General features: G+C 66.7%; 32 protein-coding genes and 1 tRNA gene. 22 read left to right on the plus strand and 11 right to left on the minus strand.

Features of this window, described 5'->3' with window-relative positions:
• Positions 1-275: 275 nt before the first annotated feature.
• Positions 276-1,286 (minus strand): acyltransferase, encoded by a 1,011-nt coding sequence (locus AC6CR5_RS28405; protein WP_020924530.1) that lies wholly within the window; start codon positions 1,284-1,286, stop codon positions 276-278.
• Positions 1,287-1,503: 217 nt separating this feature from the next.
• Positions 1,504-2,472: a Bug family tripartite tricarboxylate transporter substrate binding protein gene (locus tag AC6CR5_RS28410; protein ID WP_020924529.1), complete on the minus strand. Its 969-nt coding sequence runs from the start codon at positions 2,470-2,472 to the stop codon at positions 1,504-1,506.
• A 93-nt stretch (positions 2,473-2,565) separates the two neighbouring features.
• Here AC6CR5_RS28410 and AC6CR5_RS28415 point away from each other — a divergent pair, with 93 nt between their 5' ends.
• The 12 genes from AC6CR5_RS28415 to AC6CR5_RS28470 all read left to right on the plus strand — a co-directional run bounded on the left by AC6CR5_RS28415 (position 2,566) and on the right by AC6CR5_RS28470 (position 12,711).
• Positions 2,566-3,420: an IclR family transcriptional regulator gene (locus AC6CR5_RS28415; RefSeq protein ID WP_047992287.1), complete on the plus strand. Its 855-nt coding sequence runs from the start codon at positions 2,566-2,568 to the stop codon at positions 3,418-3,420.
• 82 nt (positions 3,421-3,502) lie between these two features.
• Positions 3,503-3,769: an exodeoxyribonuclease VII small subunit gene (locus AC6CR5_RS28420; RefSeq protein ID WP_006388363.1), complete on the plus strand. Its 267-nt coding sequence runs from the start codon at positions 3,503-3,505 to the stop codon at positions 3,767-3,769.
• Positions 3,770-3,776: 7 nt separating this feature from the next.
• Positions 3,777-4,688, plus strand: a complete 912-nt coding sequence (locus AC6CR5_RS28425; RefSeq protein WP_006388364.1) for a polyprenyl synthetase family protein — start codon at positions 3,777-3,779, stop codon at positions 4,686-4,688.
• Positions 4,689-4,741: 53 nt separating this feature from the next.
• On the plus strand, positions 4,742-6,604 hold the full coding sequence (gene dxs / locus AC6CR5_RS28430) for a 1-deoxy-D-xylulose-5-phosphate synthase (RefSeq protein ID WP_054480941.1): 1,863 nt from the start codon (positions 4,742-4,744) through the stop codon (positions 6,602-6,604).
• Between the two features lie 190 nt (positions 6,605-6,794).
• Complete coding sequence (gene folE2 / locus AC6CR5_RS28435; protein ID WP_006388366.1) at positions 6,795-7,592, plus strand: GTP cyclohydrolase FolE2; 798 nt, start codon at positions 6,795-6,797, stop codon at positions 7,590-7,592.
• 7 nt (positions 7,593-7,599) lie between these two features.
• Positions 7,600-8,514: a DUF817 domain-containing protein gene (locus tag AC6CR5_RS28440; protein ID WP_053499617.1), complete on the plus strand. Its 915-nt coding sequence runs from the start codon at positions 7,600-7,602 to the stop codon at positions 8,512-8,514.
• Positions 8,515-8,748: 234 nt separating this feature from the next.
• Positions 8,749-9,123 carry a 30S ribosomal protein S6 gene (gene rpsF, locus AC6CR5_RS28445; protein ID WP_020924524.1) on the plus strand — a complete coding sequence of 125 codons (375 nt, stop codon included), beginning with the start codon at positions 8,749-8,751 and terminating at the stop codon, positions 9,121-9,123.
• Positions 9,124-9,174: 51 nt separating this feature from the next.
• The gene (gene priB / locus AC6CR5_RS28450; RefSeq protein ID WP_006388369.1) at positions 9,175-9,498 is read left to right on the plus strand and encodes a primosomal replication protein N; all 324 of its coding nucleotides are present in this window, start codon (positions 9,175-9,177) and stop codon (positions 9,496-9,498) included.
• Positions 9,499-9,603: 105 nt separating this feature from the next.
• Positions 9,604-9,876 carry a 30S ribosomal protein S18 gene (rpsR, locus tag AC6CR5_RS28455; protein WP_006218308.1) on the plus strand — a complete coding sequence of 91 codons (273 nt, stop codon included), beginning with the start codon at positions 9,604-9,606 and terminating at the stop codon, positions 9,874-9,876.
• A gap of 14 nt (positions 9,877-9,890) precedes the next feature.
• Complete coding sequence (gene rplI / locus AC6CR5_RS28460) at positions 9,891-10,346, plus strand: 50S ribosomal protein L9 (protein ID WP_006388370.1); 456 nt, start codon at positions 9,891-9,893, stop codon at positions 10,344-10,346.
• Between the two features lie 146 nt (positions 10,347-10,492).
• On the plus strand, positions 10,493-11,332 hold the full coding sequence (locus AC6CR5_RS28465; RefSeq protein ID WP_006388371.1) for an RIO1 family regulatory kinase/ATPase domain-containing protein: 840 nt from the start codon (positions 10,493-10,495) through the stop codon (positions 11,330-11,332).
• Entirely contained in the window at positions 11,329-12,711 is a 1,383-nt protein-coding gene (locus tag AC6CR5_RS28470; RefSeq protein ID WP_006388372.1) for a replicative DNA helicase, read from the plus strand. Before AC6CR5_RS28465 ends, AC6CR5_RS28470 begins: the two co-directional genes overlap by 4 nt.
• A gap of 68 nt (positions 12,712-12,779) precedes the next feature.
• On the opposite strand, the gene AC6CR5_RS28475 is transcribed toward AC6CR5_RS28470, so the two are convergent.
• From AC6CR5_RS28475 to AC6CR5_RS28495, 5 genes are all read right to left on the minus strand, one after another.
• Positions 12,780-13,757 carry a bile acid:sodium symporter family protein gene (locus tag AC6CR5_RS28475; protein ID WP_006388373.1) on the minus strand — a complete coding sequence of 326 codons (978 nt, stop codon included), beginning with the start codon at positions 13,755-13,757 and terminating at the stop codon, positions 12,780-12,782.
• Between the two features lie 83 nt (positions 13,758-13,840).
• The gene (gene pdxA, locus AC6CR5_RS28480) at positions 13,841-14,821 is read right to left on the minus strand and encodes a 4-hydroxythreonine-4-phosphate dehydrogenase PdxA (RefSeq protein WP_150101580.1); all 981 of its coding nucleotides are present in this window, start codon (positions 14,819-14,821) and stop codon (positions 13,841-13,843) included.
• Between the two features lie 14 nt (positions 14,822-14,835).
• Positions 14,836-15,147 carry a hypothetical protein gene (locus tag AC6CR5_RS28485; protein ID WP_006388375.1) on the minus strand — a complete coding sequence of 104 codons (312 nt, stop codon included), beginning with the start codon at positions 15,145-15,147 and terminating at the stop codon, positions 14,836-14,838.
• Positions 15,148-15,272: 125 nt separating this feature from the next.
• Complete coding sequence (locus AC6CR5_RS28490; protein ID WP_026383132.1) at positions 15,273-15,731, minus strand: Lrp/AsnC family transcriptional regulator; 459 nt, start codon at positions 15,729-15,731, stop codon at positions 15,273-15,275.
• A 45-nt stretch (positions 15,732-15,776) separates the two neighbouring features.
• Positions 15,777-16,382 (minus strand): hypothetical protein, encoded by a 606-nt coding sequence (locus AC6CR5_RS28495; protein ID WP_006388377.1) that lies wholly within the window; start codon positions 16,380-16,382, stop codon positions 15,777-15,779.
• Between the two features lie 138 nt (positions 16,383-16,520).
• Between AC6CR5_RS28495 and AC6CR5_RS28500 the strand changes: the two genes are divergently transcribed.
• Positions 16,521-16,766, plus strand: a complete 246-nt coding sequence (locus tag AC6CR5_RS28500; protein WP_006388378.1) for a hypothetical protein — start codon at positions 16,521-16,523, stop codon at positions 16,764-16,766.
• Between the two features lie 214 nt (positions 16,767-16,980).
• Positions 16,981-17,235: a hypothetical protein gene (locus AC6CR5_RS28505; protein ID WP_020924519.1), complete on the plus strand. Its 255-nt coding sequence runs from the start codon at positions 16,981-16,983 to the stop codon at positions 17,233-17,235.
• Positions 17,236-17,270: 35 nt separating this feature from the next.
• Here the strand turns inward: AC6CR5_RS28505 and AC6CR5_RS28510 are convergent, their stop codons facing one another.
• Both AC6CR5_RS28510 and AC6CR5_RS28515 read right to left on the minus strand, forming a co-directional pair.
• Complete coding sequence (locus tag AC6CR5_RS28510; protein WP_006388380.1) at positions 17,271-17,840, minus strand: DedA family protein; 570 nt, start codon at positions 17,838-17,840, stop codon at positions 17,271-17,273.
• On the minus strand, positions 17,837-19,276 hold the full coding sequence (locus tag AC6CR5_RS28515; protein WP_150101581.1) for an aminotransferase-like domain-containing protein: 1,440 nt from the start codon (positions 19,274-19,276) through the stop codon (positions 17,837-17,839). The genes AC6CR5_RS28510 and AC6CR5_RS28515 overlap by 4 nt, the downstream gene beginning before the upstream one ends.
• 163 nt (positions 19,277-19,439) lie before the next feature.
• Between AC6CR5_RS28515 and AC6CR5_RS28520 the strand changes: the two genes are divergently transcribed.
• The 4 genes from AC6CR5_RS28520 (at position 19,440) to AC6CR5_RS28535 (ending at position 21,996) form a co-directional block, all read left to right on the plus strand.
• Positions 19,440-19,826 carry a hypothetical protein gene (locus AC6CR5_RS28520; RefSeq protein ID WP_498085113.1) on the plus strand — a complete coding sequence of 129 codons (387 nt, stop codon included), beginning with the start codon at positions 19,440-19,442 and terminating at the stop codon, positions 19,824-19,826.
• A gap of 20 nt (positions 19,827-19,846) precedes the next feature.
• Positions 19,847-19,923: transfer RNA gene (locus AC6CR5_RS28525), tRNA-Met, on the plus strand.
• A gap of 222 nt (positions 19,924-20,145) precedes the next feature.
• A complete protein-coding gene (locus tag AC6CR5_RS28530) occupies positions 20,146-20,490 on the plus strand; it encodes a hypothetical protein (RefSeq protein WP_006388383.1) in 345 nt (114 codons plus the stop codon).
• Positions 20,491-20,745: 255 nt separating this feature from the next.
• On the plus strand, positions 20,746-21,996 hold the full coding sequence (locus AC6CR5_RS28535) for a TIGR03862 family flavoprotein (RefSeq protein WP_437257684.1): 1,251 nt from the start codon (positions 20,746-20,748) through the stop codon (positions 21,994-21,996).
• Positions 21,997-22,002: 6 nt separating this feature from the next.
• On the opposite strand, the gene AC6CR5_RS28540 is transcribed toward AC6CR5_RS28535, so the two are convergent.
• Together AC6CR5_RS28540 and AC6CR5_RS28545 are read right to left on the minus strand one after the other, a co-directional pair.
• Positions 22,003-22,404: a hypothetical protein gene (locus tag AC6CR5_RS28540; RefSeq protein ID WP_006388385.1), complete on the minus strand. Its 402-nt coding sequence runs from the start codon at positions 22,402-22,404 to the stop codon at positions 22,003-22,005.
• 63 nt (positions 22,405-22,467) lie between these two features.
• Positions 22,468-22,827, minus strand: coding sequence for a hypothetical protein (locus AC6CR5_RS28545; RefSeq protein ID WP_006388386.1), 360 nt, complete (start codon positions 22,825-22,827; stop codon positions 22,468-22,470).
• Between the two features lie 168 nt (positions 22,828-22,995).
• Between AC6CR5_RS28545 and AC6CR5_RS28550 the strand changes: the two genes are divergently transcribed.
• The 4 genes from AC6CR5_RS28550 (at position 22,996) to AC6CR5_RS28565 (ending at position 25,520) form a co-directional block, all read left to right on the plus strand.
• The gene (locus tag AC6CR5_RS28550) at positions 22,996-23,127 is read left to right on the plus strand and encodes an entericidin A/B family lipoprotein (RefSeq protein WP_006388387.1); all 132 of its coding nucleotides are present in this window, start codon (positions 22,996-22,998) and stop codon (positions 23,125-23,127) included.
• Between the two features lie 158 nt (positions 23,128-23,285).
• Positions 23,286-23,711 (plus strand): BPTD_2524 family lipoprotein, encoded by a 426-nt coding sequence (locus AC6CR5_RS28555; RefSeq protein ID WP_054515406.1) that lies wholly within the window; start codon positions 23,286-23,288, stop codon positions 23,709-23,711.
• 2 nt (positions 23,712-23,713) lie between these two features.
• Positions 23,714-24,127: a hypothetical protein gene (locus AC6CR5_RS28560; protein ID WP_054484682.1), complete on the plus strand. Its 414-nt coding sequence runs from the start codon at positions 23,714-23,716 to the stop codon at positions 24,125-24,127.
• Between the two features lie 100 nt (positions 24,128-24,227).
• A complete protein-coding gene (locus AC6CR5_RS28565) occupies positions 24,228-25,520 on the plus strand; it encodes an aspartate carbamoyltransferase (RefSeq protein WP_006388390.1) in 1,293 nt (430 codons plus the stop codon).
• The last annotated feature ends 13 nt before the right edge of the window (positions 25,521-25,533 follow it).

Genomic DNA, 25,533 nt, shown 5'->3' on the forward strand with positions numbered 1-25,533 from the left:
TGTTGCGACATTGTTGCGTCGCTGTTGCTTCACCACTGCTGCCTCACTATTGCGCGTTTGAGCGCTGTCGTGTTTTGCAATCGCGGTATGCAAGAGGGGTGGCTAAATCCGTTCTGGCGCGAAGAAAAATCGGTGTCTGGCCGATCAAGTAAGCCGTCAATTGTACCCCAACCCTTTTCCCCACGCCCGTGAAGATCGGTGAAGCTTAGTGAAGATCCGGCCGCGCTGGTTTGACCGCGCGCAAAACCTGAATAACCTTGCGCATCGTAGGTTTTTCAGACCAGCCTGCGGGTGGCGGGATGGCGCCGCAGCAACCAGCTGCTGGCGGCGGACAAGGCGAACACCGCCAGGGTCAACAGGGGCACGACCCAGGCGTCGCGGCGCGCGCCGCTGATGGCGCCGGCCCGGTGCGCCACATCCAGGAACACCGGATGGATCAGGTAGACCCCGAAGGTCAGCGGAGCCAGCGACGCCAATCGCGGCAGCCGCGGCGACGAGACGATGAGCTGGAATGCCGCCAGCGACATGAACGGCACGGTCAGGCTGAAGTAGTCGTAGAAATAGGTGTTCAGCGTTCGGTTGCTGGACATGGTGTACACGCCCAGAGCCGTGGCCGCCACGCTCGCGGCCAGCACCAGGGCCGGCCGGGGCACGCGCAGCTCGCCGTCGAAGATCTGGCGCCCGGCGACGAAATAGCCCAGGTAGGGCAGGAACCAGGTCAGGAAGAAACCGGGTTGCGCGCCGAGGGCGCGGCGATAGAGCGCATCGAGGATGGCCAGGCTCAGAATGCCCACCACCCACAGCGAACGCGAGCGCGGGCTGCTGCGCGCATACAGCAGCCGCACCAGCGGCGCGAACAGGTACAGCCCCACGATCATGTAGAGATACCAGAGGTGGTAATAAGGTTCCCCTTGGGCGACCTTGCGCGGCCAGAACGAGAAATCGACGTGGCCATCGTCCCACCAGTCCAGGCCGGTGCGCCAGGCCAGGTAGAACAGGCTCCAGAACACCAGCGGCGTCAGGATCCGCGTCGCCCGCTTGCTGTAGAAGCGGCGCGCGTCCTGCGGTTTGTCGGGATCGAGCAGCAGGGCGCCGCTGACCATCACGAACACCGGCACGCACCAGCGCGCCGCCGAATCGTAGAGATTGGCGGCCAGCCACGCGCCATTGCCGAACGCCGCCGGTTCGCTGACGATCAGGGCGGCGCTGTGCAGCAGCACCACCGCCGCGGCGGCAAGCCAGCGGGCGGCATCCAGTCGGGCGTAGCGGTCATCGGTCAAAGGCATCGGACTCCCGGAGACAAGTAAGGCGGGGGAGGGCGCGGCGGCCGTCCTCGCTTTTCACCTTAGCAGCCGGGGCGGCGGGGGTACTGTATCCAGGGGTTAGGTTGCGCATGAAAAACCGACAGGGCCGCGCGGGCGCTGTCGGTCTAGGGGCGCCCTGGGCGCCGGTTCGCGGACGTTGCGGGTCCGTGAACCTTTTGTCACGAAACGGCGGTGGCCGTCATTGCAGGACGATATTGGCCTGCTTGATCAGTTGCGACACGATGGGCTGCTCGTTCCTGATCTGCCGGGCCAATTCCGACGGGCTGCCGGAACGCGGGTCGATGCCCATCTCCAGCATGCGCTTTTTCACGGCTTCGTCCTTGAGCGTATCTGCCAGGGCCGCCTGCAGCTTTTCCAGCACCGGGGCCGGCGTGCCCTTGGGCGCCACGAAGCTGAACCAGGCGGTCATGTCGAAGCCCGCGTAGCCCTGCTCGGCCAGGGTCGGCAGTTTCGATTCGGTGGCCAGGCGGTTGGGGCTGGTGATGGCGAACACCTTGACCTTGCCGGCCTCGGCCTGCGGCATGCCGGTGGCGACCATGTCGAAGAACAGGTCGACGTCGCCGCTGATCAGCGCCGGCAGGGCCTGGGTCGCGCCCTTGAACGGCACGTGCAGGATGTCGATGCCGGCGCGTTCCTTGAACAGTTCGCCCGCCAGGTGCGACGAGGTGCCAGCGCCGAAGGTGGCGAAGGTCAGCTTGCCCGGGTTTTGCTTGGCGTACGCGACCACGTCCGCCGTGCTGTTGAACGGTCGCTTGGGGCTGGACAGCAGCACCAGCGGGCCCACCCCGACCATGCCGATCGGCGCGAAACCGTCGGGATCGTAGGGCAGTTCCTTATACAGGTAGCGGTTGGTCACCAGGGTGGAGTTGGTTGCCATCAGGATGGTGTAGCCGTCCGGCGTCTCGCGCGCCACGAAGGCGGCGCCGATCGAGGTGCCGGCGCCCGCCTTGTTCTCGACGATCATGGGCTGTCCCAGCGTCTTGGCCATGCGCTCGGCCAGCACCCGGGTCAGTACGTCGGTGGCGCCGCCTGCCGGGAACGGCGACACGACCTTGATCGGACGCGACGGATAGGAATCGGCCTGGGCGCCCAGCGCGGCGACGCTGAGCAGTAAACCCGCCAGGAATGGGTAGCGCTTGCGAATCATGTTTTCCCCTTGAAATCGCGTGTGTGTTAAATTCCGAATATTGGAATTTAGTTTTGTTATTCGAAATAAACTATAAAAACGAAGCGAATAGAAATGCAATCTTTTTCTGACCCCAAGCGCATTCCCCATCCCGCCGCCAAGCCCGACCAGAAGCTTGAATTGAGCGCGCCGGCGCGCCGCAAGCGGGCGGGGGCCGTGGGCGAGGGGCCGGTATCACCGGATTTCATCACCGCGCTGGCGCGCGGGCTGGAGGTGCTGCGCTGTTTCCGGCCCGGCGTGGCGGCGCTGGGCAACCTGGATCTGGCCCGCCTGACCGGCCTGCCCAAGCCCACCATCAGCCGCATTACCTACACCCTCACCGAACTGGGCTACCTGCGCTATCACCCCGATACCGGCAAGTACTCGCCGGGCTATGGCGTGCTGGCGTTGGGCTTCGGCCTGTTGGCCGGGCTGGAGGTGCGCGAGCTGGCCAAGGCCTCCATGACCGACCTGGCGCGCGAAACCGGCGGCGCGGTGGCCCTGGGCGCCTTCGACGGCGACGCCATGACCTACGTCGAGGCCATCCATGGTTCGTCCGCTCTCTACCTGCGCCTGCCGGTGGGCTATCGCGCCAGCCTCGACAGCGCCATGGGCCGCGCCTACCTTGCCAGCCTGCCGGCGGCGGCCTGCGCCGACGTGATGGAACGATTGGGGCCGGCCGCGCCAGCGGCTGCCGCGATCGAGCGCGCCCGCGCCGAGTTGCGCGACACGGGTTGCTGCTTCGCGATCGGCGAGTGGCAGTCGGGCATCAATGCCGTGGCGGTGCCATTCACGTCCGTGACCGGGGAGGGCGTGTTCGTCATGAGTTGCGGCGGCCCCGAAGGCCTGCTGCCCGAGGCCGGGTTGCGCACCCAGGTGGCGCCGGCGCTGCGGGCCGCCATCGCGGGCCTGGCGGGCGCTCCCGCCTGAGCGCAAAGGCGCGGCGTGGCGCGACCGTGGTATCTCGTACAATTCACGGATTGATCCACCCCTAGCGCCCTCGGAGACCCGTTTGGCCAAACCCGCACAAGCCGATCCGCAGACCGACGACCGTCCCTTGCCCCAGGATTTCGAAACGGCCCTGGCCGAACTCGAATCGCTGGTCGCGGCCATGGAAGACGGTTCGCTGCCGCTCGAGCAATCGCTGGCCGCGTACCGTCGCGGCGTGGCGTTGACGCGCGTCTGCCAGGACCGCCTGGCCCAGGCCGAACAACAGGTCAAGGTCCTCGAGGGCGACCTGCTGCGCCCGCTGGATCCGGCGGCGCTGGATGACGAATAAGAATCGGATGAAGCAAATACAACTCGCTTTCCCGGAGTGGCTGCAGGGCCGCGTGCGGCATGTCGAAGACGTGCTCGACGATCTCCTGCCGCCCGCCGACGCCGTGCCCGCCCGCCTGCATGAAGCCATGCGCTACGCCGTGCTCGGCGGCGGCAAGCGGGTGCGCGCCGCGCTGGTCTACGCCGCCGGCCAGGCCTGCCCGGTCAGCGGCAGCGTGCTGGCCGTCGAGGCCTCGCTGGACCGCGCCGCCGCGGCGGTGGAACTGATCCACGCCTATTCGCTGGTGCACGACGACCTGCCCTGCATGGACGACGACGTCCTGCGCCGCGGCCGCCCCACCACCCACGTGCAGTTCGACGAAGCCACCGCCATGCTGGCTGGCGACGCGCTGCAGCCGCTGGCCTTCGAATTGCTTGCCTCCATGCCGATCGCCCCGGCGCTGATCGTGCAGGCCACGCAGTCGCTGGCGCGCGCCGCGGGCAGCCAGGGCATGGCCGGCGGCCAGGCCATCGACCTGTTCAGCGTCGGCCGTTCGCTGTCGCGCGACGACCTGCAACTGATGCACAGCATGAAGACCGGCGCCATGCTGGCCTGCAGCGTGGCGCTGGGCGGCATCGTCGCCGGCGCCAGTTCGGCTTCGCGCCAGGCGCTGGACGTCTATGCGCAGGCCATGGGGCTGGCGTTCCAGGTGGTGGATGACATCCTCGACGTGACCGCCGATTCCGCCAGCCTGGGCAAGACGCCGGGCAAGGACGCTGCCGAAAACAAGCCGACCTACGTTTCGCTGCTGGGCCTGGACGAGGCCCGCGCCTTTGCCGGCGAGCTGCGCGAAGCCGCGCTGGCCGCGCTCGAGCCGTTGGGCGATGCCGGTTCGCGCCTGGCCGAACTGGCTGATTTCATCGTCCTCCGAGACCGCTGAACCGTGACCCGTCCGGGCTGGCCGCAGGCCGGGCATACGAACCCCATACAAGCATGACGACAGAATTACTGGACCGCATCCAATCCCCGGCAGACCTCAAGCGCCTGGATCGTCGCGAGCTCAAGCGCCTGGCCGACGAGTTGCGCGGCTTCGTGCTGGAGTCGGTCTCCAAGACCGGCGGCCACCTGTCGTCGAACCTGGGCACGGTGGAGCTGACGCTGGCCCTGCATCAGGTCTTCGACACGCCGCATGACCGCATCGTCTGGGACGTGGGCCACCAATCCTACCCGCACAAGATCCTCACCGGACGCCGCGCCGGCATGGCCAAGCTGCGCCAGCAGGGCGGCATCTCGGGCTTTCCCAAGCGCAGCGAATCCGAGTACGACGCCTTCGGCACCGCGCATTCGTCCACTTCGATCTCGGCCGCGCTGGGCATGGCGGTGGCCTCGCGTAACGCTGGCGTGCAGCGCCAGCACATCGCCGTGATCGGCGACGGCGCGATGTCCGCCGGCATGGCCTTCGAGGCCATGAACAATGCCGGCGTCACCGCCAACATCAATCTGCTGGTGATCCTGAACGACAACGACATGTCGATCTCGCCGCCGGTGGGGGCGCTGAACCGCTACCTGGCGCGCCTGATGTCCGGCCGCTTCTACGCCGCCGCCAAGAACGTCGGCCGCGCCGTGCTGCAACATGTGCCGCCGGTGCTGGAGCTGGCGCGCCGCTTCGAGGAACACGCCAAGGGCATGGTCACGCCGGCCACGCTGTTCGAGGAATTCGGCTTCAACTACGTCGGCCCGATCGACGGCCACGACCTCGACGCGCTGGTGCCGACGCTGCAGAACCTGAAGGCGCTGCAAGGGCTGCAATTCCTGCACGTGGTCACCAAGAAAGGGCAGGGCTACAAGCTGGCCGAGGCCGACCCGGTGCTGTACCACGGCCCGGGCAAGTTCGATCCCGCCGTCGGCATCCAGCAATCGAAGGCGCCGGGCAAGCGCACCTTCACCCAGGTATTCAGCGACTGGCTCTGCGACATGGGCCAGCAGGATCCGCGCCTGGTGGCTGTCACGCCCGCCATGCGCGAAGGCAGCGGCCTGGTCGAATTCGAGAAGCGCTTCCCGCAACGCTACTTCGACGTCGGCATCGCCGAGCAGCACGCCGTGACGTTCGCCGCCGGCGTGGCCTGCGAAGCGCAGAAGCCGGTGCTGGCTATCTACTCGACCTTCCTGCAGCGCGGTTACGACCAGCTGATCCACGACGTGGCGCTACAGAACCTGGACGTCACCTTCGCGCTCGACCGCGCCGGCATCGTCGGCGCCGACGGCGCCACCCATGCCGGCAACTACGACACCGCCTTCCTGCGCTGCGTGCCGAACATGGTGGTGGCCACGCCCTCGGACGAAAACGAAACCCGCCTGCTGCTGTCCACCTGTTATCAGTATCCCGGCCCCGCGTCGGTGCGCTATCCGCGCGGCGCGGGCTGCGGCGCGGCGGAAACGGCCGGCCTGGACACGGTCGAGCTGGGCCGCGGCGTGGTGCGGCGCGAAGGCCGCAAGATCGCCATTCTCGGCTTCGGCACGCTGCTGCAGCCAGCGCTGGCGGCGGCCGAAAAACTGGATGCCACCGTGGCCGACATGCGCTTCGTCAAGCCGATCGACCGCGCGCTGATCCTTGACCTGGCCAGCCGCCACGACGCGCTGGTGACGATCGAGGACGCCGCGATCATGGGCGGCGCTGGCAGCGCGGTGCTGGAGGTGCTGGCCGCCGAAGGCGTCTCGATTCCGGTGCTGCAACTGGGCTTCCCCGACGAATTCATCGACCACGGCGATCAGTTGGCGCTGCTGGCCGGAATCGGCCTGGATGCCGCGGGCATCGAGCAATCGATCCGGACGCGCTACGCCGCGCTGCTGGCCTGATTGCGCGCACCCTCGGACCGGCCCGGTGGTTTGGTCCGTGTGGCGAAACAGTGTGTTCCGGCCCCGACAGCCTACGAATGAAAGGGTTTTCCCTGGCGCTGGCGGGACTTTGGGCGATAATGGCCCCCTCCTAAAGATTCCTGGGTCTGCGTGTTCACGCCACGCTCGTCGCCCAGACTGGTAAGCCGAAATGAATTCTCCGATCGACCCCGCCATCGTGATGCCCGACGTCCAGAGTTCGACGGACACGCGGCACATCCCGATCCAGCGCGTGGGCATCCGTGGCGTGCGCCACCCCATGCTCATCGAGAACGCCGATGGTTCGCCCCAGGGCACCGTGGCCAACTGGACCCTGACGGTGGCGCTGCCGCCCGAAGAAAAGGGGACGCACATGTCCCGCTTCGTGGCGCTGCTGGAAAAGTACCGCAGCACCCCCATGACGCCGACGCTGTTCCGCGCCATGGCGGCCGACATGCTGCCGCTGCTGCATGCCGAGCGCGGCGACATCACCGCGGCTTTCCCGTACTTCATCAACAAGTCGGCGCCGATCTCCGGCGTGCAGAGCCTGCTGGACTACGAAGTGCAGTGGATCGCCCGTGCCCAGGGCGATCAGGTCGAGTTCGAGCTGGTGGTGCAGGTGCCGGTGACCAGCCTGTGCCCGTGTTCCAAGGCCATCTCCGAATACGGCGCGCACAACCAGCGCTCGCATGTGACGGTCTCGGCCATCCTGGAATCCGACATCAGCATGGACGGCGTCATCCGCCTGATCGAAGACGAAGGCTCGTGTGAGCTCTGGGGCCTGCTCAAGCGCCCCGACGAGAAGTACGTCACCGAGCGCGCCTACGACAACCCCAAGTTTGTCGAGGACCTGGTGCGCGACGTGGCGGCCCGCCTGAACGCGCATCCCGGCATCGCGCGCTACCGCGTCGAAGCCGAGAACTTCGAATCGATCCACAACCACTCGGCCTACGCCGTGGTGGAAGGCTGAGCCCTCCGTGCGGCATCCGGCGGCCAATGACTGGCCGCTCATCGCGAGACTGCAGGGGTGGGAAGCGCGGCTGGCCGATCATCTGGCCGGCCGCGGTCGTTTGGGCGTCGCCTTCTACGAGTTCTTCCGCTTCGGCGTGAAGCAGGCCTGGGCCTGCCTGTTCGGCGGCCTGATGTGCGCGCTGCTGTTGGGCACGCACTGGTGGTATCCCAAGGACGCCTGGCTGGCGCGCTACGATTTCCTGACGCTGGCGGCCCTGGCGATCCAGGCGGCGCTGCTGGCCCTGCGCATGGAAACCTGGAGCGAGGCCAAGGTCATCCTGATGTTCCATGTGGTGGGCACCGGCATGGAACTGTTCAAGACGGCGGCCGGTTCCTGGATCTACCCCGAGGCCAGCGTGCTGCGCATCGGCGGCGTGCCGCTCTTCACCGGCTTCATGTATGCCGCGGTCGGCAGCTACCTGGCGCGGGTCTGGCGCCTGTTCGACTTCCGCTTCCGCGCCCATCCGCCACTGGCCGCGACCTTGGCGCTGTCGGTGCTGATCTACGTGAATTTCTTCGCCCATCATTTCATCGTGGATTTCCGGCTGGCGCTGTTCGGCCTGACGGCGCTGCTGTTCGCCCGCACCTGGGTCTATTTCCGCATCTGGCGCGACTACCGCCGCATGCCGTTGCTGCTGGGTTTCGTGCTGGTGGCGCTGTTCATCTGGTTCGCCGAGAACATCGGCACCTTCGCCAACGCCTGGCGCTATCCCAACCAGTCGCAGGGCTGGGAACTGGTATCCATTGCCAAGCTGGGCTCGTGGTTCCTGCTCATGATCATCAGCTACGTGATGGTCAGCCTGGTCAGCCGGCCGCAGCCGATCGGTGTGGCGGCTGCGCCGCATCCCGTGGGACCGGATAACGCGTCCCCGATTTCCTGAGCGCCGCTGGCTTGCGCCCAGTGGCCCGATCGGCGATAATCGAGAGCTTTCTTGCTCGACCGCCCATGTTTTTTGGGTAGCGGGCTGCCCCTTGCAAGCCATACGCCTCGAAGAAAAAGACCAGTGATAGAGAAAGCACTGGAAAGCCGGAACGGATCGCGAACACGATGTGTGCGCGGACTGATGACGGTGTCGGGCGGACGGCGGGCAAGACATCCTCAAGGAGTTTTACTCATGCGTCACTACGAAGTGGTGTTTATCGTTCACCCCGACCAAAGCGAGCAAGTGCCCGCCATGGTCGAGCGTTACCAAGCGCTGGTCACGGGCCAAGGCGGCTCGGTGCACCGCCTGGAAGACTGGGGCCGCCGTCAACTGGCCTACCCGATCCAGAAGCTCGTCAAGGCTCACTACGTCTGCCTGAACATCGAGTGCGGCCAAGCCACGCTGGATGAGCTGGAACACTCGTTCCGCTACAACGACGCCGTGCTGCGCCACCTGGTCATCAAGACCAAGAAGGCCCAGACCGCTCCCTCGATCATGATGAAGTCGGTCGAGCGCGAAGAAGCCCGCAAGGCTTCGGCGGAAGCTGTCGCGGCTCAGGCCGAGTAAGCAGGGCTCAGGCAGAGCCCATCCCATGAAGTCCCCTTGGTGCCTGGCAGGATGAACAAGCTGGAACTCAGCGCCCGCGTTCTCGAATGCGAGCCTTTGCGCCACACTCCCGCCGGTCTGCCAGCCCTGGAAATGGTGCTGGCGCACGAATCCGAGGTCATCGAAGCCGGCCATCCGCGCCGTGTCGAACTGACGATCTCGGCCGTGGCACTGGGCGATCTGGCGTTGCTGTTGCAAGGAACGGCGCTGGGGTCCGAATTGCAGGTGCAGGGGTTTCTGGCCCCGGTGCGCAAGGACTCCGTGAAGTTCAAGCTGCATCTGCAGCAGGCGCGCAGGATCAGCGGCAGCGCAGGACGCGATCCGCTGGTGGCTTGACGGGAAGGGCAACGGGCGCGAGAGCGCCTTCTGAATACGGATAGGTTACGGGGAGTCGGGCCCGATCAAGGCAGACCCGGTCCTCTCAAACATAAGGCACATATCATGGCTTTCTTCGGAAAACGCAAGGAAAAACGCAAATTCACGCAGCAGAACCCGCTCTTCAAGCGTCGTAAGTTCTGCCGCTTCACCGCCGCCGGCGTCGAAGAGATCGACTACAAGGATCTGGACACCCTGCGCGACTTCGTGCAAGAAAACGGCAAGATCATCCCGGCTCGCCTGACCGGCACCAAGGCAATCTACCAGCGCCAGCTGGACACCGCCATCAAGCGCGCGCGCTTCCTGGCCCTGTTGCCTTACACCGACAACCACAACTAATCCGGGGCACTGAAATGCAAGTTATTCTGCTCGAAAAAGTCGTCAACCTGGGTAACCTCGGCGAAGTCGTCCGCGTGCGTGATGGCTACGCCCGCAACTTCCTGATTCCCCAGAAGAAGGCCCGTCGCGCAACCGACGCCGCCCTGAAGGAATTCGAAGCCCGCCGCGCCGAACTGGAAAAGATCCAGGCCGAGAAGCTGGCCGCCGCCCAGGCCCTGGGCGAGCGCGTCAACGGCTACCAGTTGAAGATCGTCCAGAAGGCTGGCGTCGACGGCCGTCTGTTCGGCTCGGTCACCAACGCCGACATCGCCGAAGGTCTGAAGAAGGCCGGTTTCGAAGGCATCGAAAAGGCCCAGGTGCGCATGCCCAACGGCCAGCTCAAGGCCATCGGCGAGTTCCCGATCCAGGTCGCCCTGCACGCCGACGTGACCGTCGACGTCACGGTGCTGGTCGAAGGCGAACTGTCGTAAGCCTCGCCCCGCGGTAGAAAAAAAGCCGGCCCGCGCGCCGGCTTTTTTTCTTTGCGGCTTGTGTTCCGTCGCGGTACCCGCCGCCATTTGCGTGTAGTCTTGCGGGCTGCACGCTTGTCTCCCACGCCGTTTCCTTCGAGGACCTCTTGACCCAGCCGCCCGTCCACCACAACGCCCCCGCCGGATTGCGAGCCTGGCTCGACAGCCTGGACGCCGAGCGCGAGCCGTCGGTGCGCGATGCGACCATCGATGGGGTGCGCTGCATCGTCAAGCGCCGGCGCCCGGGACTGGCGAGCGGCGTGAGCTACGTGTTGCGCTATGCGCGCGCGTTGTTCCTTGGGCTGGGGTGCAAGCTGTTCCTGGGCGAATTCCCGCGGCCCGGCATCCTGTTGCGCAACGGCCTGGAGCATGAGGCCCGGCGCCTGAAGCAATTGCTGCAGGCCGGCTGCCGCGTGCCCGAGGTCTGGTGGCAGGAAGAGGGGCTGCTGGTGCTGGAGTTCGTCGGCGACGACCTGGCCGACCTGATCCGCAACGAAGACACCACCTCGCGCCTGTGGCTGACGCGGGCGGCCGCGACCGACCTGGCCGCCTTCCACGCCCGTGGGCTGTGGCATGGCGGCGCCCAGATCCGCAACATCACCTTGCAGGATGGCGAGTTGTGGCGCATCGACTTCGAGGAAAACATCGGTTCGACGCTGTCGCGGCCGCTGGCGCAGGCCTATGATCTGTTCCAGATGCTGGCGTCGCTGGCATCGTTGCGCAAGTTGCCCGACGAGGTCGGCCGCACCCTGGGTAAACTGGCGCTGGAAGTCTATTTCGAGTGCAATCCCGATCCCGAGGTCAAGGCGCGCCTGCGCCGCCTGACCCGGGTGCTTTCCTTCATCGCCACGCCGTTGCGCCCGCTCCTGGGCCGGCTGCCGTCGCGCGATGTGCAGGGTTTCTTCCGCGTCGCGGATATCCTGCAGCCGTTACTATTGAAGCCATGAACACACCTGCCGATTCCCAGCTCGAATACCTGCGCGTTCCTCCCCATTCGATCGAGGCGGAGCAGTCGGTGCTGGGTGGCCTGCTGCTGGACAACGCAGCCTGGGACCGTATTGCCGACGTGCTGGTCGAAGAGGACTTCTACCGCCACGACCACCGGCTGATCTGGCACCACATCGCCCGCCTGATCGGCCTGGCGCGTCCGGCCGACGTCATCACGGTGCATGAATCGCTGGTCAGCGCCGGCAAGGCCGAGGACGCCGGCGGCCTGGCCTACCTGAACGCGCTGGCGCACAACACGCCGTCGGCCGCCAACATCCGCCGCTATGGCGAAATCGTGCGCGAGCGCGCCATGCTGCGCAAGCTGGTGTCGATCGCCGACGAGATCTCCTCGGCCGCCATGAATCCGCAGGGCAAGGAAGCGCGCCAGCTGCTGGACGAGGCCGAGTCCAAGGTGTTCCAGATTGCCCAGGAAGGCGCGCGCGGCGCCGCCGGCTTCCAGGAAATCCAGCCGCTGCTGACGCAGGTGGTCGAACGCATCGACGAGCTCTATCACCGCGAAAGCACTTCTGATGTGACTGGCGTGCCCACCGGTTTCACCGATCTCGACAAGATGACCTCGGGCATGCAGGGCGGCGACCTGATCATCGTGGCCGGCCGCCCGTCCATGGGCAAGACCTCGTTCTCGATGAACATCGGCGAACACGTGGCCATCGAAGAGGGCCTGCCGGTGGCGGTATTCTCGATGGAAATGGGCGCGGTGCAGCTGGCGATGCGTATGCTGGGTTCGGTCGGCCTGCTCGACCAGCACCGCATGCGGACCGGCAAACTGATCGCCGAGGACTGGCCGCGCGTGACCCACGCGGTGCAATTGATGCAGGACGCGCAGGTCTACATCGATGAATCGCCCGCGCTCAGCCCGATGGAAGTGCGCGCCCGCGCGCGGCGCCTGGCGCGCCAGTGCGGCCAGCTCGGCCTGATCATCATCGACTACCTGCAGCTGATGTCGGGCAACGGTTCGGGCGAGAACCGCGCCACCGAGGTGTCGGAAATCAGCCGTTCGCTCAAGGGCCTGGCCAAGGAACTGAACTGTCCGCTGATCGCGCTGTCGCAGCTGAACCGAAGCCTGGAACAGCGTCCCAACAAGCGCCCCGTGATGAGCGACCTGCGCGAATCGGGCGCCATCGAACAGGACGCGGACGTAATCCTGTTCATCTACCGCGACGAAGTCTACAACCCCGATTCGCCGGACAAGGGCACCGCCGAGATCATCATCGGCAAGCAGCGTAACGGCCCGATCGGCACGGTGCGCCTGACCTTCCAGGGTTCGAGCACGCGCTTCCTGAACTTCTCCGGCGCGCAGCCGCGCGACATGTACTGAGCGCCCGGCGCCCGGCCCCCCAAAAAAAACCGCGCCCGAGCGCGGTTTTTTCATGCGGGCACGGCGATTCACTCGTCCGTTTCGGGGCGCTTGCCGTAGCGCGCGGCCAGCACGCCGCAGACCATCAGCTGGATCTGGTGGAACAGCATCAGCGGCAGCACGATGGCGCCCACCGCATGGCCGGCGAACAGCACCTGGGCCATGGGAATGCCGCTGGCCAGGCTCTTCTTGGAGCCGCAGAACAGCAGCGTGATGCGGTCGGGCAGGTTGAAGCCGAACATCTTGCCGGCCAGCGCCGACAGGCCCAGCGCCAGCGCCAGGATGACGGCGCAGCACACCACCAGGCCCAGCAGCGCCGGGATCGGCGTGGAACTCCACAGGCCCTCGTTGATGGCTTCGGAGAACGCGGTATAGACCACCAGCAGGATCGAACCCTGGTCGACGAACTTCAGCATCGCCTTGCGCTTGTGCACCCAGGCGCCGATCCAGCGGCGGGCGAACTGCCCCAGCACGAACGGCAGCAGCAGCTGCAACATGATCTTGCCGACCGCATCGAACGAGATCGGCGCGCTGCCGGCGTTGGCGACCACGGTGCCCACCAGCAGCGGCGTCAGGAAAATCCCCAGCAGGCTCGAGGCCGAGGCGCTGCAGACCGCCGCCGGCACGTTGCCGCGCGCCATCGAGGTGAAGGCGATGGCCGACTGCACGGTGGCCGGCAGGCAGCACAGGAACAGGATGCCGAGATAGAGCTCGGGGGTGACCAGCGGTTCCAGCACCGGCTTGAGCGCCAGGCCCAGCAGCGGGAACATGAGGAACGTGGCCGAGAAAATCGTGAGATGCAACTTCCAGTGGGTCAGGCCGGCGATGATGGCCTCGCGCGACAGGCGCGCGCCGTGCAGGAAGAACAGCAGGCCGACAGCGATGTTGGTGATCCAGCCGAACACCACCACGCCCTTTCCGTGGGCGGGCACGATGCTGGCGATGATGACGGTGCAGATCAGGTAGAGGGTGAAGCGGTCGGGCAGGAGGCGGGCAAGGCGTGACATGGAGATAGGGACGGGGAGGAAAAGCAGCGGCGCGCGACGGGCGCCGGAATCGGGGCGTATTGTAGACGCGGGGGCTTGGACGGTCAGGGCGTCATGGCCAGGGCCAGGTCGAACGCGGCGATCAGCGAGGCCTGGTCGGCGACCCCCTTGCCGGCGATGTCGAAGGCGGTGCCGTGGTCGACACTGGTGCGCACGAACGGCAGGCCCACCGTGACATTGACGCCGTGATCCAGGCCCAGGTACTTGACCGGGATCAGGCCCTGGTCGTGGTACTGGGCCACCACGATGTCGAACTCGCCGCGGCGCGCTCGCATGAAAATGGTGTCGCCGGGCCACGGGCCGCTGGCGTCGATGCCCTCGTTGCGCGCGCGGCGGATGGCAGGCTCGATGATGTCGATGTCTTCGCGCCCGAACTTGCCGCCTTCGCCGGCATGCGGATTCAGCCCGGCGACCGCGACCCGCGGGCGCGCGATGCCCATCTGGCGGCAAGCGCGGTCGGCCAGGCGCATGGCGATGAGTTCGGCCTCGGGAGTGATGCGCGCCATGACGTCGGCCAGCGCCACATGGATGGTCACCAGCAGCACGCGCAACTCGTCGTTGGCCAGCATCATGGCGAAATCATCGGTGCCGGAGCGTTCGGCCAGGATTTCGGTGTGGCCGGGATAATCGATGCCGGCCTCGTGCATCGATTTCTTGTTCAACGGCGCGGTGACGATGGCGCGGATGTGGCCGGCCCGGGCGTCGTCGATGGCGGCGCAGACATAGTCGTAGGCGGCGCGGCCAGCGGCGGCACTGATCCGGCCATAGGGCAGGTCGGGCGGCAGGGCGGGGCTGCAGTTCACCACCTCGATGCGGCCGGCGTCGCCGCTGGCCTGCCCGGCCCGCGCGATCTCGGTGATCTCCAGGCGCGCGCCCAGCGCGCTGGCGGCGCGGCGCAAGGCGCCGGCGTCGCCATACACCACGCAGGGGGCATTCAAGCCCTGGGCGCAGGCCTTGACGACGATTTCGGGGCCGATGCCGGCGGCATCCCCCATGGTGATGCCGACGGGCGGGGGCGTCTTCACGATGCGTTCCCGGCTTATTGCTGCGGCGCGCTCTTGGGCGGCGGGACCTCGCCGCATTCGAACGTGACGGTGGCGCGCTTGGAGCCCAGGCCCGTCGCGTGGTTCGAGGTGATGGCTGGCTTTTGCAGCTTGCGTCCGATCGACTGGCAATACTGGTCGGCGCGCTGCAGCGCCTGGTTCTTGATTTCGACCCAGGTCAGCAATTGCGTGCCGGAACTGTAGGTGACGCTGTAGCTGTTCTTGCCGGTGGGCGTCACTTCGCTCATGCTGGAACAGGCGGTCAGCAGGGCGAGCAAGGCGGAGGCGAGGGCAAGGCGTGCGAACATGGGGAATCCGTAAAAGGCGACAATTCACATTACAACATTATGCCGCTCCCGCTGTCCCCGGGATACACAATACAGAGAAAGGCTGGCGTCGCGTGGCGGCTGCCGGCGGCCCGGTCAGCGCGCCGCTAGGGCGCGCCCACGGCGCTGCGCCGATCGACCTTGCGGCTCAGGACGATCGAGGTCTGCGTCTGCTTGACGCCATCGATCAGGCCAATGCGGTCCAGCAGCGCGTCCAGTTGTTCGTGGGTTTCGCAGCGCAGGAAAATCAGGTAGTCGTAGGGGCCGCTGACGGACGAGACTTCCTCGACCTCGGGCATTTTCTCCAGTTCGCGGATCACCGCGGCCGGCGTCTTGGGCAGCACGCTGATGAAGCAATACGCACGCACCGCGGCTTCTTCAAGCAAGCGCCCCAGGCGCACCCCGTAGCCTGCCACGATGTTCTCGCGTTCCAGGCGGGCTATGCGCGCCACCACCGTGGTGCGCGCCAACCCCAGCTTGCGCGCCAGGATGGCGGCGGGTTCACGGGCGTTGGCCTGCAGCAGGCTGAGCAACTGCCGGTCGATGGCGTCTAGGCGTTCGTTCATGCGCCCGACCATACAGGCGCGGCGCGGCGCAAGTCAATGCATGTGTCAGCCGTCGGATTCCGGCGGGATGCCGCCGCGGTAGACGCGGCCGTCGAAGACGAAGCGGGTGATGGTCCGGGAGGCGGCGTCGAAGACCCGGTCGCGGCGCGCGGCATCCTGCTCCCGCGCCGGAACCAGGGTGAAACGACAGAGGTCGGCGCCGCTGTCGTAGCGCGCCACGCGCACCAGGTCGGTGACGCCGAACGCCTGGGCATGGTGCGCGAATTCGCGCAATTGCTCCATCTCGTGGAAGGCGCCGTGGTCGCTGACGAGCTGCATGCCGAACTTGCTTTCCTGCGCGGGAGGCGGCGCCGGCGTCGGCGTCGCAAGCGGCGCCCGGGCGATGTCATAGTCGAAGCGCGCGCCGATCTCGCGCATGGCCGCCAGCACCGCCTGCCAGGCCGGGTCGTCCAGGGCCAGGCGGGCGGCCATGGCCAGCAGCCGGTGTTGGCCTAATGCCCGCGGTTGCGGGCCGCCGATATAGCTGGACCAGGGCACGGCATCGTCCAGGCCGGCCAGTTCGGCCATCTGGGCGTCGCCGTATCCCAACCGTTCCTGCAACCGCCGCAGCGCCGCCGCGTCGGGGGGCATGTAGTCGTGGATCGTCTTCATGGGTACGCTCCCGGTTGCCTTGGCGCGCCGTCGCCGCGCCGCGCTACGCTTCATGCTAGCGCGCAGCGCGCGCCTTGCCCAGTGGCCGCGCGCGCCCATGCTAGGATTTGCGCCGACATCAATCCAGGAGGCTTACCCATGGACACCCAGGAACAAATCGCGGTCATCGTGCATACCATCTCGCACCAGGGCGGCCGCATCGATGCGCTCAATTCGGCGTTGTTGACGATGCTGCACCTGGCCAAGGCTTCGCCCGGACTGCGCGAGGCGATCGAGGCCCAGCTGGAGCAAAACTATTCCAGCCTGCTCGCCCGTTCCGAAAACCCGCAGTACGTGGCCGGATTCGAGAGCGTGCGCGACCAGATCGTCGCTGCGCTCAAGTAGCCACACAGTCTCACGGCCCGCCGAAGTTACCCACAACTTCTGTGGACAAGCCTTGGGATAGCGCTGGCATAGGATGCCTTTTTCCTTTGTTTACAACGGCTTGCAAAGTGCGATCAAAGGCGGCGCCAGAGTCGCCCACGAACGGCGCCTGACGCAGGCCGGCAAGGGTCACGCAAGCCGGGTAATATGCCGCCCCATGCGGAATCAGTATCCATTGGAACACCGGAACCGTGGCCTGGCGGCCCGGGGTTCGGAAGCGGCAAAGCTGGCGGCCTTCGACCCCGGCAAACTCTCTCCCGAGGCGCGCCAGAGCTGGGAGCGCCTGGGCCATGGCTTCAAGGCCTGGCACGACTTCGACCAGCGCCATCCGGTCCTGCGGCGGCTGGCCCTGTTGCCCTTCATCGGCGCGTTGTATCGCAAGGCGCGCCGCCGCCACGTGATGCGCGCCAGCGGCAAGCTGGTTTTCTGAAACGGCATCCGCCTGGCGCCGCCACGCATAGGGCCCTAGCGCCGCCGACGGCGGCGCGCATACCACCAATACACCAGCCAGGTTGCCGCGCCGATCACGGCGGCCACCGCCAGCTTGGTTTCCACGCCGTGCAAGCGGCCGAGCAGGGACTCGATGGTCTGCCCGAACAGATAGCCCACCAGGCTGAAGCACAGCGCCCAGATGGCGGCGGCAAGGGCGTTGAGCGCGAGAAAGCGCATGGGCGGAACCTGCGAAACCCCTAGCGCCACCGGTCCCACGGTGCGCAGGCCGTAGAGAAAGCGCAGCGCCAGGATGAAGCCGTGCGGATAGCGGTCGACCGCGGCCAGGGCCTTGCCGAAGGCCGGTTGCGCGCGGATGCGCCGCACGTAGCGATGTTCACGATAGCGCCTGCCAAGGTAGAACAGCGCCTGGTCGGCCAGGAACGAGCCCGCGAATGCGCACAGCATCACGTAGGGCAGGTGCAGCAGCCGCTGGTGCGACAGGAAACCCGCCAGCACCACCACGCTTTCCCCTTCGAGCAGGGTGCCGCCGAAGACCGCCCACAGGCCATAGTCGACGATGAACTGGTGCAACTGCGGATTCATGGCGGGCGCGCGCCCACGATTCGCGCCAGGGTCACCAGCGCCCGCGCGATTTCGGGGGTGTGGCGCTGGCCACAACTGATGCGCAGGAAATGGTTATAGCGCGCGCTGTTGGAAAACATGGCACCGGGTGCCACGCGGATGCCCTGCTGCAGGGCGGCTTCGAACACTTCCAGCCCGGAGCGGCCGTCCGGCATTTCGACCCACAGCAGCATGCCGCCGGTAGGCATGCTGAGGCGGGTGCCGCGCGGGAAGTGCGCGGCGATGACTTCGGCGGTCTGGTCGCGCTGCGTCTTCAGGAGCCGGCGCAGCCGCGTCAGGTGCCGGTCGTAGGCGCGCGAGCCCAGGTACTCGGCGACCGCCATCTGCGCCAGCGGCTCGTTGGGCCGGCTTTGCGCGAATTTCAGCATCGCGATGCGGGCCTTCCAGCGGCCGCCCAGCAGCCAGCCCAATCGCATGCCGGGCGCCAGCGTCTTGTGCATCGACGCGCAATAGATGACGTTGCCGGTGGGGTCCCAGGACTTGGCGGCGGGCAGCGGGGTGTCGTCGTCGGTCAGCGCGCCATAGGTGTCGTCTTCGATCAACGGCACTTGTTGGCGTTCGCACAAGGCCACCAGCCGCGCCTTCTCGGCATCCGGCATGACGCAGCCGAGCGGATTCTGGAAATTGGGCACCACCACCACCGCGCGGATGTTGCCGTGGGTCTGGAAGGCCAGGTCCAGCGCTTCGATCGACAGTCCGTGCTGCGGGCTGGTGGGAATTTCCAGCGCGCGCATGCCCAGGCTTTCGAGGATCTGCAGCAGGCCGAAGTAGGTCGGCGATTCGACGGCGATGGTATCGCCCGGGCGCGCCACCGCGCGCAACGCCAGGTTCAGCGCTTCGATGCAGCCGTGCGTGACGATGACGTCGTCGGGGGTGGCATTGATACCGTTGGCCAGGGCGCGCCGCGCCAGCACGGTGCGCAGTTCCGGGTGGCCCTGCGGCGGCACCGGGCTGACCAGCACCTGCGGCGCCTGCCGCAGCGCGCGGATCATGGCCTGCTTCAGGTCTTCCATGGGATAGGCGTCCGGCACCGCCGCGGCCAGCGCGAAATTGGCGCTGACGGGATGGGCCTCGCATTTGGCGACGAAGTCCGACACGCGGTCGTGGATGCCGACGTACTGGGCGGCGCCCAGCGCCTGGCGGATGTCGGGTTCGTTGACCGGTGGAATGCTGTTGCGGCGTGGCTTGAGGACGAAATAGCCGGACCGTGGCCGGGCCTCGATCAGGCCGTCGTCTTCCAGCAGCCGGCAGGCCTGCAAAGCGGTCGACAGGCTGACGTGGTGGGTGCGCACCAGGGTGCGCACGGAAGGCATGCGCTGGTCGGGGGCCAGGACCCCGGTCTGAATGGCGCGCCGGTAGTGGTTCGCCAGGCGGAGATATAGCGGTTGCGGGTCCATGCGCCGATCATGCTCCCCTAGGTTGGGTTGAGGGTAGGCACAGATTCACGCAAAGTACACCATAACAGGGCCAAAATCGGAAGACTGCATCGGTACAGAAAGCCGGATTGTGTGGCTGTTGCGCAAAGCAGGGCGCGCGTAGCCTGTGAGGGTCAGATTGGAGATGACCATGGCCCTTTTTTCCGCCCCCGAACCGCAATCCCTACGCTTCGACCTGCCGGCCGGCGCCAGCCGGCAGGTACGCCTGCGTGCCGGGGCCGCCGTCGTCTGCGTCAGCGGCCGCCTGATCGCGATAGAGCCGTCGTCCAGGCCGGATTTGCCGCCCGGCGCGCGTTTGGCGCCGTCGCCGCCGTTGAATGCAGGCGAAACCTATTGCCTGGCGGAAGGGGGCTGGCTGGCATTGAGAGCGGTGACATCGGCCCAGGTGATCTGCCTGGATCCGCCGGGCATGGCGGCCCGTGCCGTGGCGGTCCTGGCCCGCCTTTTGCACCTGGGACGGGGCAATTGCGCGCCGGCGCGCCTGGGTGCAATGCACAAGATTTCAAAATGATGTATGATTCACACATCAGACGCGGGGTGGAGCAGTCTGGCAGCTCGTCGGGCTCATAACCCGAAGGTCGTAGGTTCAAATCCTGCCCCCGCAACCAGTTTCCAGCAGTACCCGGCGCCATCGGCGGCAAGGTTCCAAGCCTCTGCCAGCGCTGCGAAAAAACCGTGACACGCGTCGCGGTTTTTTTTCGTCCTTCGCTTGCCTTGCATCAAGCCATCGTTCCAGTCCGGAGTTTCCCTGGGTCCACGGACCGCACAGCCGGCGGGCGCTGCGCTACCATGGCTCAAGCGCGCGAGTCCGCCGCATACGAGGAGGGTCCATGGGCACGGCAAAATACGATCATCCCGGCTATGTCGCCGATACCGGCGCCGAAGGCAAGTACCACGTGGGCATCTGGTGCCCGCACGGCTATCCGGCCCACATCCATATCGGCCGGCCCGCCGAACGCGGCGATCCGCAGGCGCTTCTGCGATTGCGCATTCCCGATGGGGTGTTCCAGTCCTTGCCCGACGATCCCGAAACCCTCTGCCGCCGGGCTCTAGGCCAGGCCCTGGGGGCGGGGCTGTTGCGCGCCGTGGCCGTCGACGGCGAATACCAGGAGCTGCGTTTCCAACTCGATGCCGAGCCCTGGTCGGGCCCGATGCAGGCGGCCGGCAACGCCTAGGCTGGAGTTACCCACAGCGATTGTGGACAAGCCTTGGGATAGACGCTGTGCATGTCTCGATATGGCAGCAATATCAAGGGCTTGGCCGCGGCGATGAAAAAATGCCCCTACGGGGCTTTTTTCATTCCGGCGGCAGGCGCCGTGACGCGTGCGACAATCGCAGCCCCGGCGGCGGTGCCGCCTCGGTAATTCCGGATTCCTCCTCATGCATTGCAACCCGCATCCGTTCCGTGGCGGCGCGAAGGCGCCAGCGCCATGAGCGCGTCCTCCTGGCGCGTGGCCGTCATCGGCGGCGGGCCGGCTGGCCTGATGGCCGCCGAAGGCCTGGCCGCGCGCGGCATCCAGGTCGATGTATACGACGCGATGCCATCGGTGGGCCGCAAATTCCTGATGGCCGGCCGTGGCGGGTTGAACCTCACCCACAGTGAAGCCGCGGCGCCGTTCCTGGCGCGCTACGGCGCGCGCGCCGCGCAGATCGAACCCTGGCTGCGCGCGCTGGATGGCGATGGCCTGCGCGCCTGGGCGCGACAGCTCGGCATCGAGACCTTCGTGGGGTCGTCGGGGCGGGTCTTCCCCGCGGAAATGAAGGCCGCGCCCTTGTTGCGGGCCTGGCTGGCGCGCTTGCGAGCGAGCGGCGTGCGCTTCCACATGCGTCACCGTTGGCTGGGCTGGCCGTCGGCCGAGCGGCCCGACGCGGCCAGCCTGCGCTTTGATACGCCCGACGGCGTTCGCACCCAGGCGGCGGACGCCGTGGTGCTGGCGCTGGGCGGCGGAAGCTGGGCCAAACTGGGCTCCGATGGCGCGTGGCTGCCGGGACTGGCGGCGCACGGCATTGCCATGGCGCCCCTGCGGGCGGCCAATTGCGGCTTCGAGGTGGCGTGGTCCTCGCATTTCCGCCAGCGCCATGCCGGCCAGCCGGTCAAGTCGGTCACGCTGCGCTGTGTCGGCGACGCCGGACCCGGGCCGGCCCGCCAGGGCGAATTCGTGGTGACCGAGAGCGGCATCGAGGGCAGCCTGGTGTATGCGTTGTCGGCGCTTTTGCGCGACCGGATCGAAGCGGCCGGCCAGGCCGTGGCGCTGCTCGATCTGGCGCCGGACTGGAGCGACGAAAAGGTACTGGCCGCGATCATGCATCCGCGTGGCGCGCGTTCGATGTCGAGCCACTTGCAGAGCAGGCTGGGGCTGACGGGAGTCAAGGCGGGGTTGCTGCGCGAATGCGCGGGCGCCGACGATTATCGCGATCCGGCGCGCCTGGGCCGATTGATCAAGGCCTTGCCATTGGTATTGCAGCGGACCCGTCCGATCGACGAGGCCATCAGTACGGCAGGGGGCGTGTGCTTCGACGCGTTGGCGCCGGGCTTGATGTTGCGCCAGGCGCCGGGCGTGTTCTGCGCGGGCGAGATGCTGGATTGGGAAGCCCCGACAGGCGGCTACCTGCTGACCGCGTGCATGGCCAGCGGCGTGATCGCCGCCGAGGGCGTGGCGCGGTTCCTGGCGAGCCGCTGAGCGACTTCAGGAGCCGTTGGGATAGGGCGCGGCGCTCTGCGCCGGGCGCGGCGCCAGGTCGTTGACCACGTGGCCGACCACCGCCGGGCCCTCGGGTTGCGTGACGATGCCGATGACCCGGGTGATGGCGCTGGCCGGCATGCTGGTGCCCTGGCCGGGATCCTGCACCAATTGCCAGATCCTGGCGTCCCCGGAAAAACCATCGGTTTCCGTGCTGTCGGGGGCATCCAGACAGCTGCGGGCGAATACTGACCAGTCGGAGGCGCTGCAGGGCAGGCCGTGGGCGGTGGCCAGGCGGGCCAACGCCAGGGGCGCGTCCGCCTGGCTCGCGGCATGTTGCGCGGCCGCGCCCAACGAGACATCCAGCGACAGCAGGCGGAGGAACTCTACGACGTTGTCGGTATTCATGCTGCGGTCTCCCTCTTGTTGGAGCTGTTCTGGCCGGTCGCCCACAGGCGCGCCGGGGCGGGGTCAGCCGGGTGCTTGGCCAAGCATCGCGACCAGCGACTGTTTCAGGCGCGACGAAAAAATGGGTACCGTATGCGAGACGCCGCTGCGGTCGACGCCTTCCTTGAGCTGCACCGACTGCCCCAGGAAAATCTCGGGCGCCGCGGCGATGTCGTTGTATCGGACCAGCAATTGGTCGACTTGTTCCTGGGCATCCGCCAGGGTGCTGCTGGCCGCCAGTTGGCCGGCGGCGTGCGCCTGCAGGATGCGGTGCAGATCGTCGATGAAGAGCGCCAATGCGGCCTGGCCGCGGCATTGCGGCTGTTCCCAGCCCCATGCCTGGGGCCCGCCGCCCGTGTTTTCCGATAGGTGTTTCGTGGTCATTGGAGAATCCTAATCGATTGCCGGCAAATACGCGACAGGCCGCGCAAGGCCGGGCCATGTGACCGCGCGGTTGGCCAGGCCGGCGAGAGACGCCAGCGACACAGCGCGCAAAACGGCGGTCTTTGCGGTATGCTGGCTTCGGTTTTCACGCCTCGATAGGAGATGCCCATGAAGAACAAAGTCATTCTCGTGATGCTGCTTTCGATTGCCGCCATGTCGGCGGGGTGCAATACCGTGGCAGGGGCCGGCAAGGACATCCAGCGCGGTGGCGAGAAAATCGAGGGCGCCGCGACCAAGTAATCCGGGCAGGCGAGCCGGGCAAGCCAGTCTCGGCCGGCATGGGTTTCGCGCTTCGCGGCGCGGCCAGGGCCACGCAGGAATGTTGCGGCATTTCGGGCGTGGCCTTTTTGCGTGCGCTGGCATAATCGCGGAATCCGAATCCGATGGCAGGAAGAATCATGCGCAAGTCTGTGTGGGTGGGCGTCACGTTGATGGCCTTGTTGGGTGGTTGCGCCAGCACGGGCGTCTACGAGTCCGAAACCTCGCTGAAGGAAACCTTCAGCGTGGATACCAATTACCAGGCCGCCTTCCGTCGCGCGGGCGAATACGTGCGCACCTGCCACGTCAACGTGCAGCATCCCTACAACGTCGCCTATGCGTGGAAGCACGTCATCGGCGAGAAGGGCGCCCCCGACGAGGTGCAGGTCTACAAGGTGGGTGAAACCGCCAAGATCCTGGAGCTGGTGTCCGCCGAGTCCGACGGGCCGGCCAAGGCCAAGGTCACCGTGACGGTGCTGGGCGAGGGCCGCTGGGACGCGGCCGAGATCGCCGCCGCCCGCGCATCGATCCAGAGCGCCACCCCCGTGTGCCGCAAGGGCGACTAGGCATGGACCCGCGCGCCCAGCAGATCCGCGCCGCCGGCTTGCCGTTCGCGCTGCTGACGGGCGCTTTTCGCCTGCTGGGCTGGTTGAACGGCGGCGCCGCGCTGGGCCTGGTGGCATTCGTGCTCGGCATGGTGGGTGGCGATATCGCCGCGCCCGATCTGCAATTGCCGCTGTTCTTTCTGTTGGCGGGCCTGCTGGTCGCCTGCCTGGGCGTGCTGTTCGCCTACCTGGCGCAGGTCAGTCTGTTGCGCCAGGGCTACACCGGTCGCCTGGGCCGCGGCCACCTGCCGGCGCAGATACTGGCCATGCTCTGCTACGTGGCCAGCGCCCTGGCATTTTGCGCCGCCTGCTGGCTGGCCGCCGGGCAGGGCACCACCGATGCCGCCTCGCAAATGACGACTTACGCCACGCTTTGAGTTTTCAGGGTAAACCCGTGTGCGCAAAAATGTTGGACTTGCGCATGCGTTGAGAATAATATGCGCAGTGCGTATATAAACCCATTCTCCGGGACCTGCCATGACCATTTCCCAGCAAGCCTTCCTGCGCGATGCGATGCGCCGCCTGAACCTCACGCGCGATGTGTTCGCCACCCGGATCGGCGTCAAGCGCCGGGCACTGGACACGTGGCTGCTGCCGGAAGGATCGCAGGAATTCCGCGCCATGCCGGAAGTGGTGCAGCGCTTCGTCAGCGAAATCGTGCAGAACGGCGTGCTGCTCGAAAAATATACGCAAAGCGTACAAGAAGGTCCGCTGCGTGAACGCATCGCGGTGGAAGGCAAGCATCAACTGCTGTCGGTGGACCAGTTCACCCGGGAATCGGTGGAAGACCTGTTCCGAGTGGCCGACATGATGCAACCCATCGCGCGCCGCCAGAAGGTCTCGCGCGTGCTGGAAGGCGCAGTGCTGGGCAACCTGTTCTTCGAGGCCAGCACGCGCACCCGCGTCAGCTTCGGCTCGGCCTTCTGCCGCCTGGGCGGCTCGGTGTGCGACACCACGGGCTTCACGTTTTCGTCGATGGCGAAGGGCGAATCCATCTACGACACCAGCCGCGTCATGAGCGGCTACGTCGATGCGATGGTGATCCGCCACCCCGACCAGGGTTCGGTCGCGGAATTCGCGCGCGCCACCAACATCCCGGTGGTCAACGGCGGCGACGGCCCGGGCGAGCATCCCAGCCAGGCCCTGCTGGACCTGTACACGATCCTGACCGAGTTCTCGCGCCTGGGCAAGCTGCTCGACGGCGCGCACATCGCCATGGTGGGCGACCTGAAATACGGGCGCACGGTGCATTCGCTGATCAAGCTGATGGCGCTCTACAAGAACGTCAAGTTTTCGCTGGTGTCGCCCAAGGGACTGGAAATGCCGTCCTACATCGTCGAGCAGGCCAGCCGCAACGGCAACATCATCGAGCAGAAGAGTTCGTTGGCCGAAGGCCTTGCCGGCGCGGACGTGATCTACGCCACGCGCGTGCAGAAGGAGCGCTTCGCCAACGAAGAGAACGAAGGCTATACGCCCGACTTCCAGATCAACCGCGCCATCATCGACGCCTATTGCGGTCCGGACACCATCGTCATGCACCCGCTGCCGCGCGACAGCCGGCCGGGCGCCAACGACCTGAGCGTGGACCTGAACCACGATCCGCGCCTGGCGATCTTCCGCCAGACCGACAACGGTATTCCCATCCGCATGGCCATCTTCGCGGTGCTGCTGGGCGTGGAAGGGCTGGTGCAGCACTCGCTGCGCGATGTGACCTGGCAGCACCCGTCGCACATCGGTCCGGACGACTCGGTGTTCCACGGCCTGGAATAAGGCGTCCGCGGGC

The organism is Achromobacter sp. EG18 (assembly GCF_059759395.1).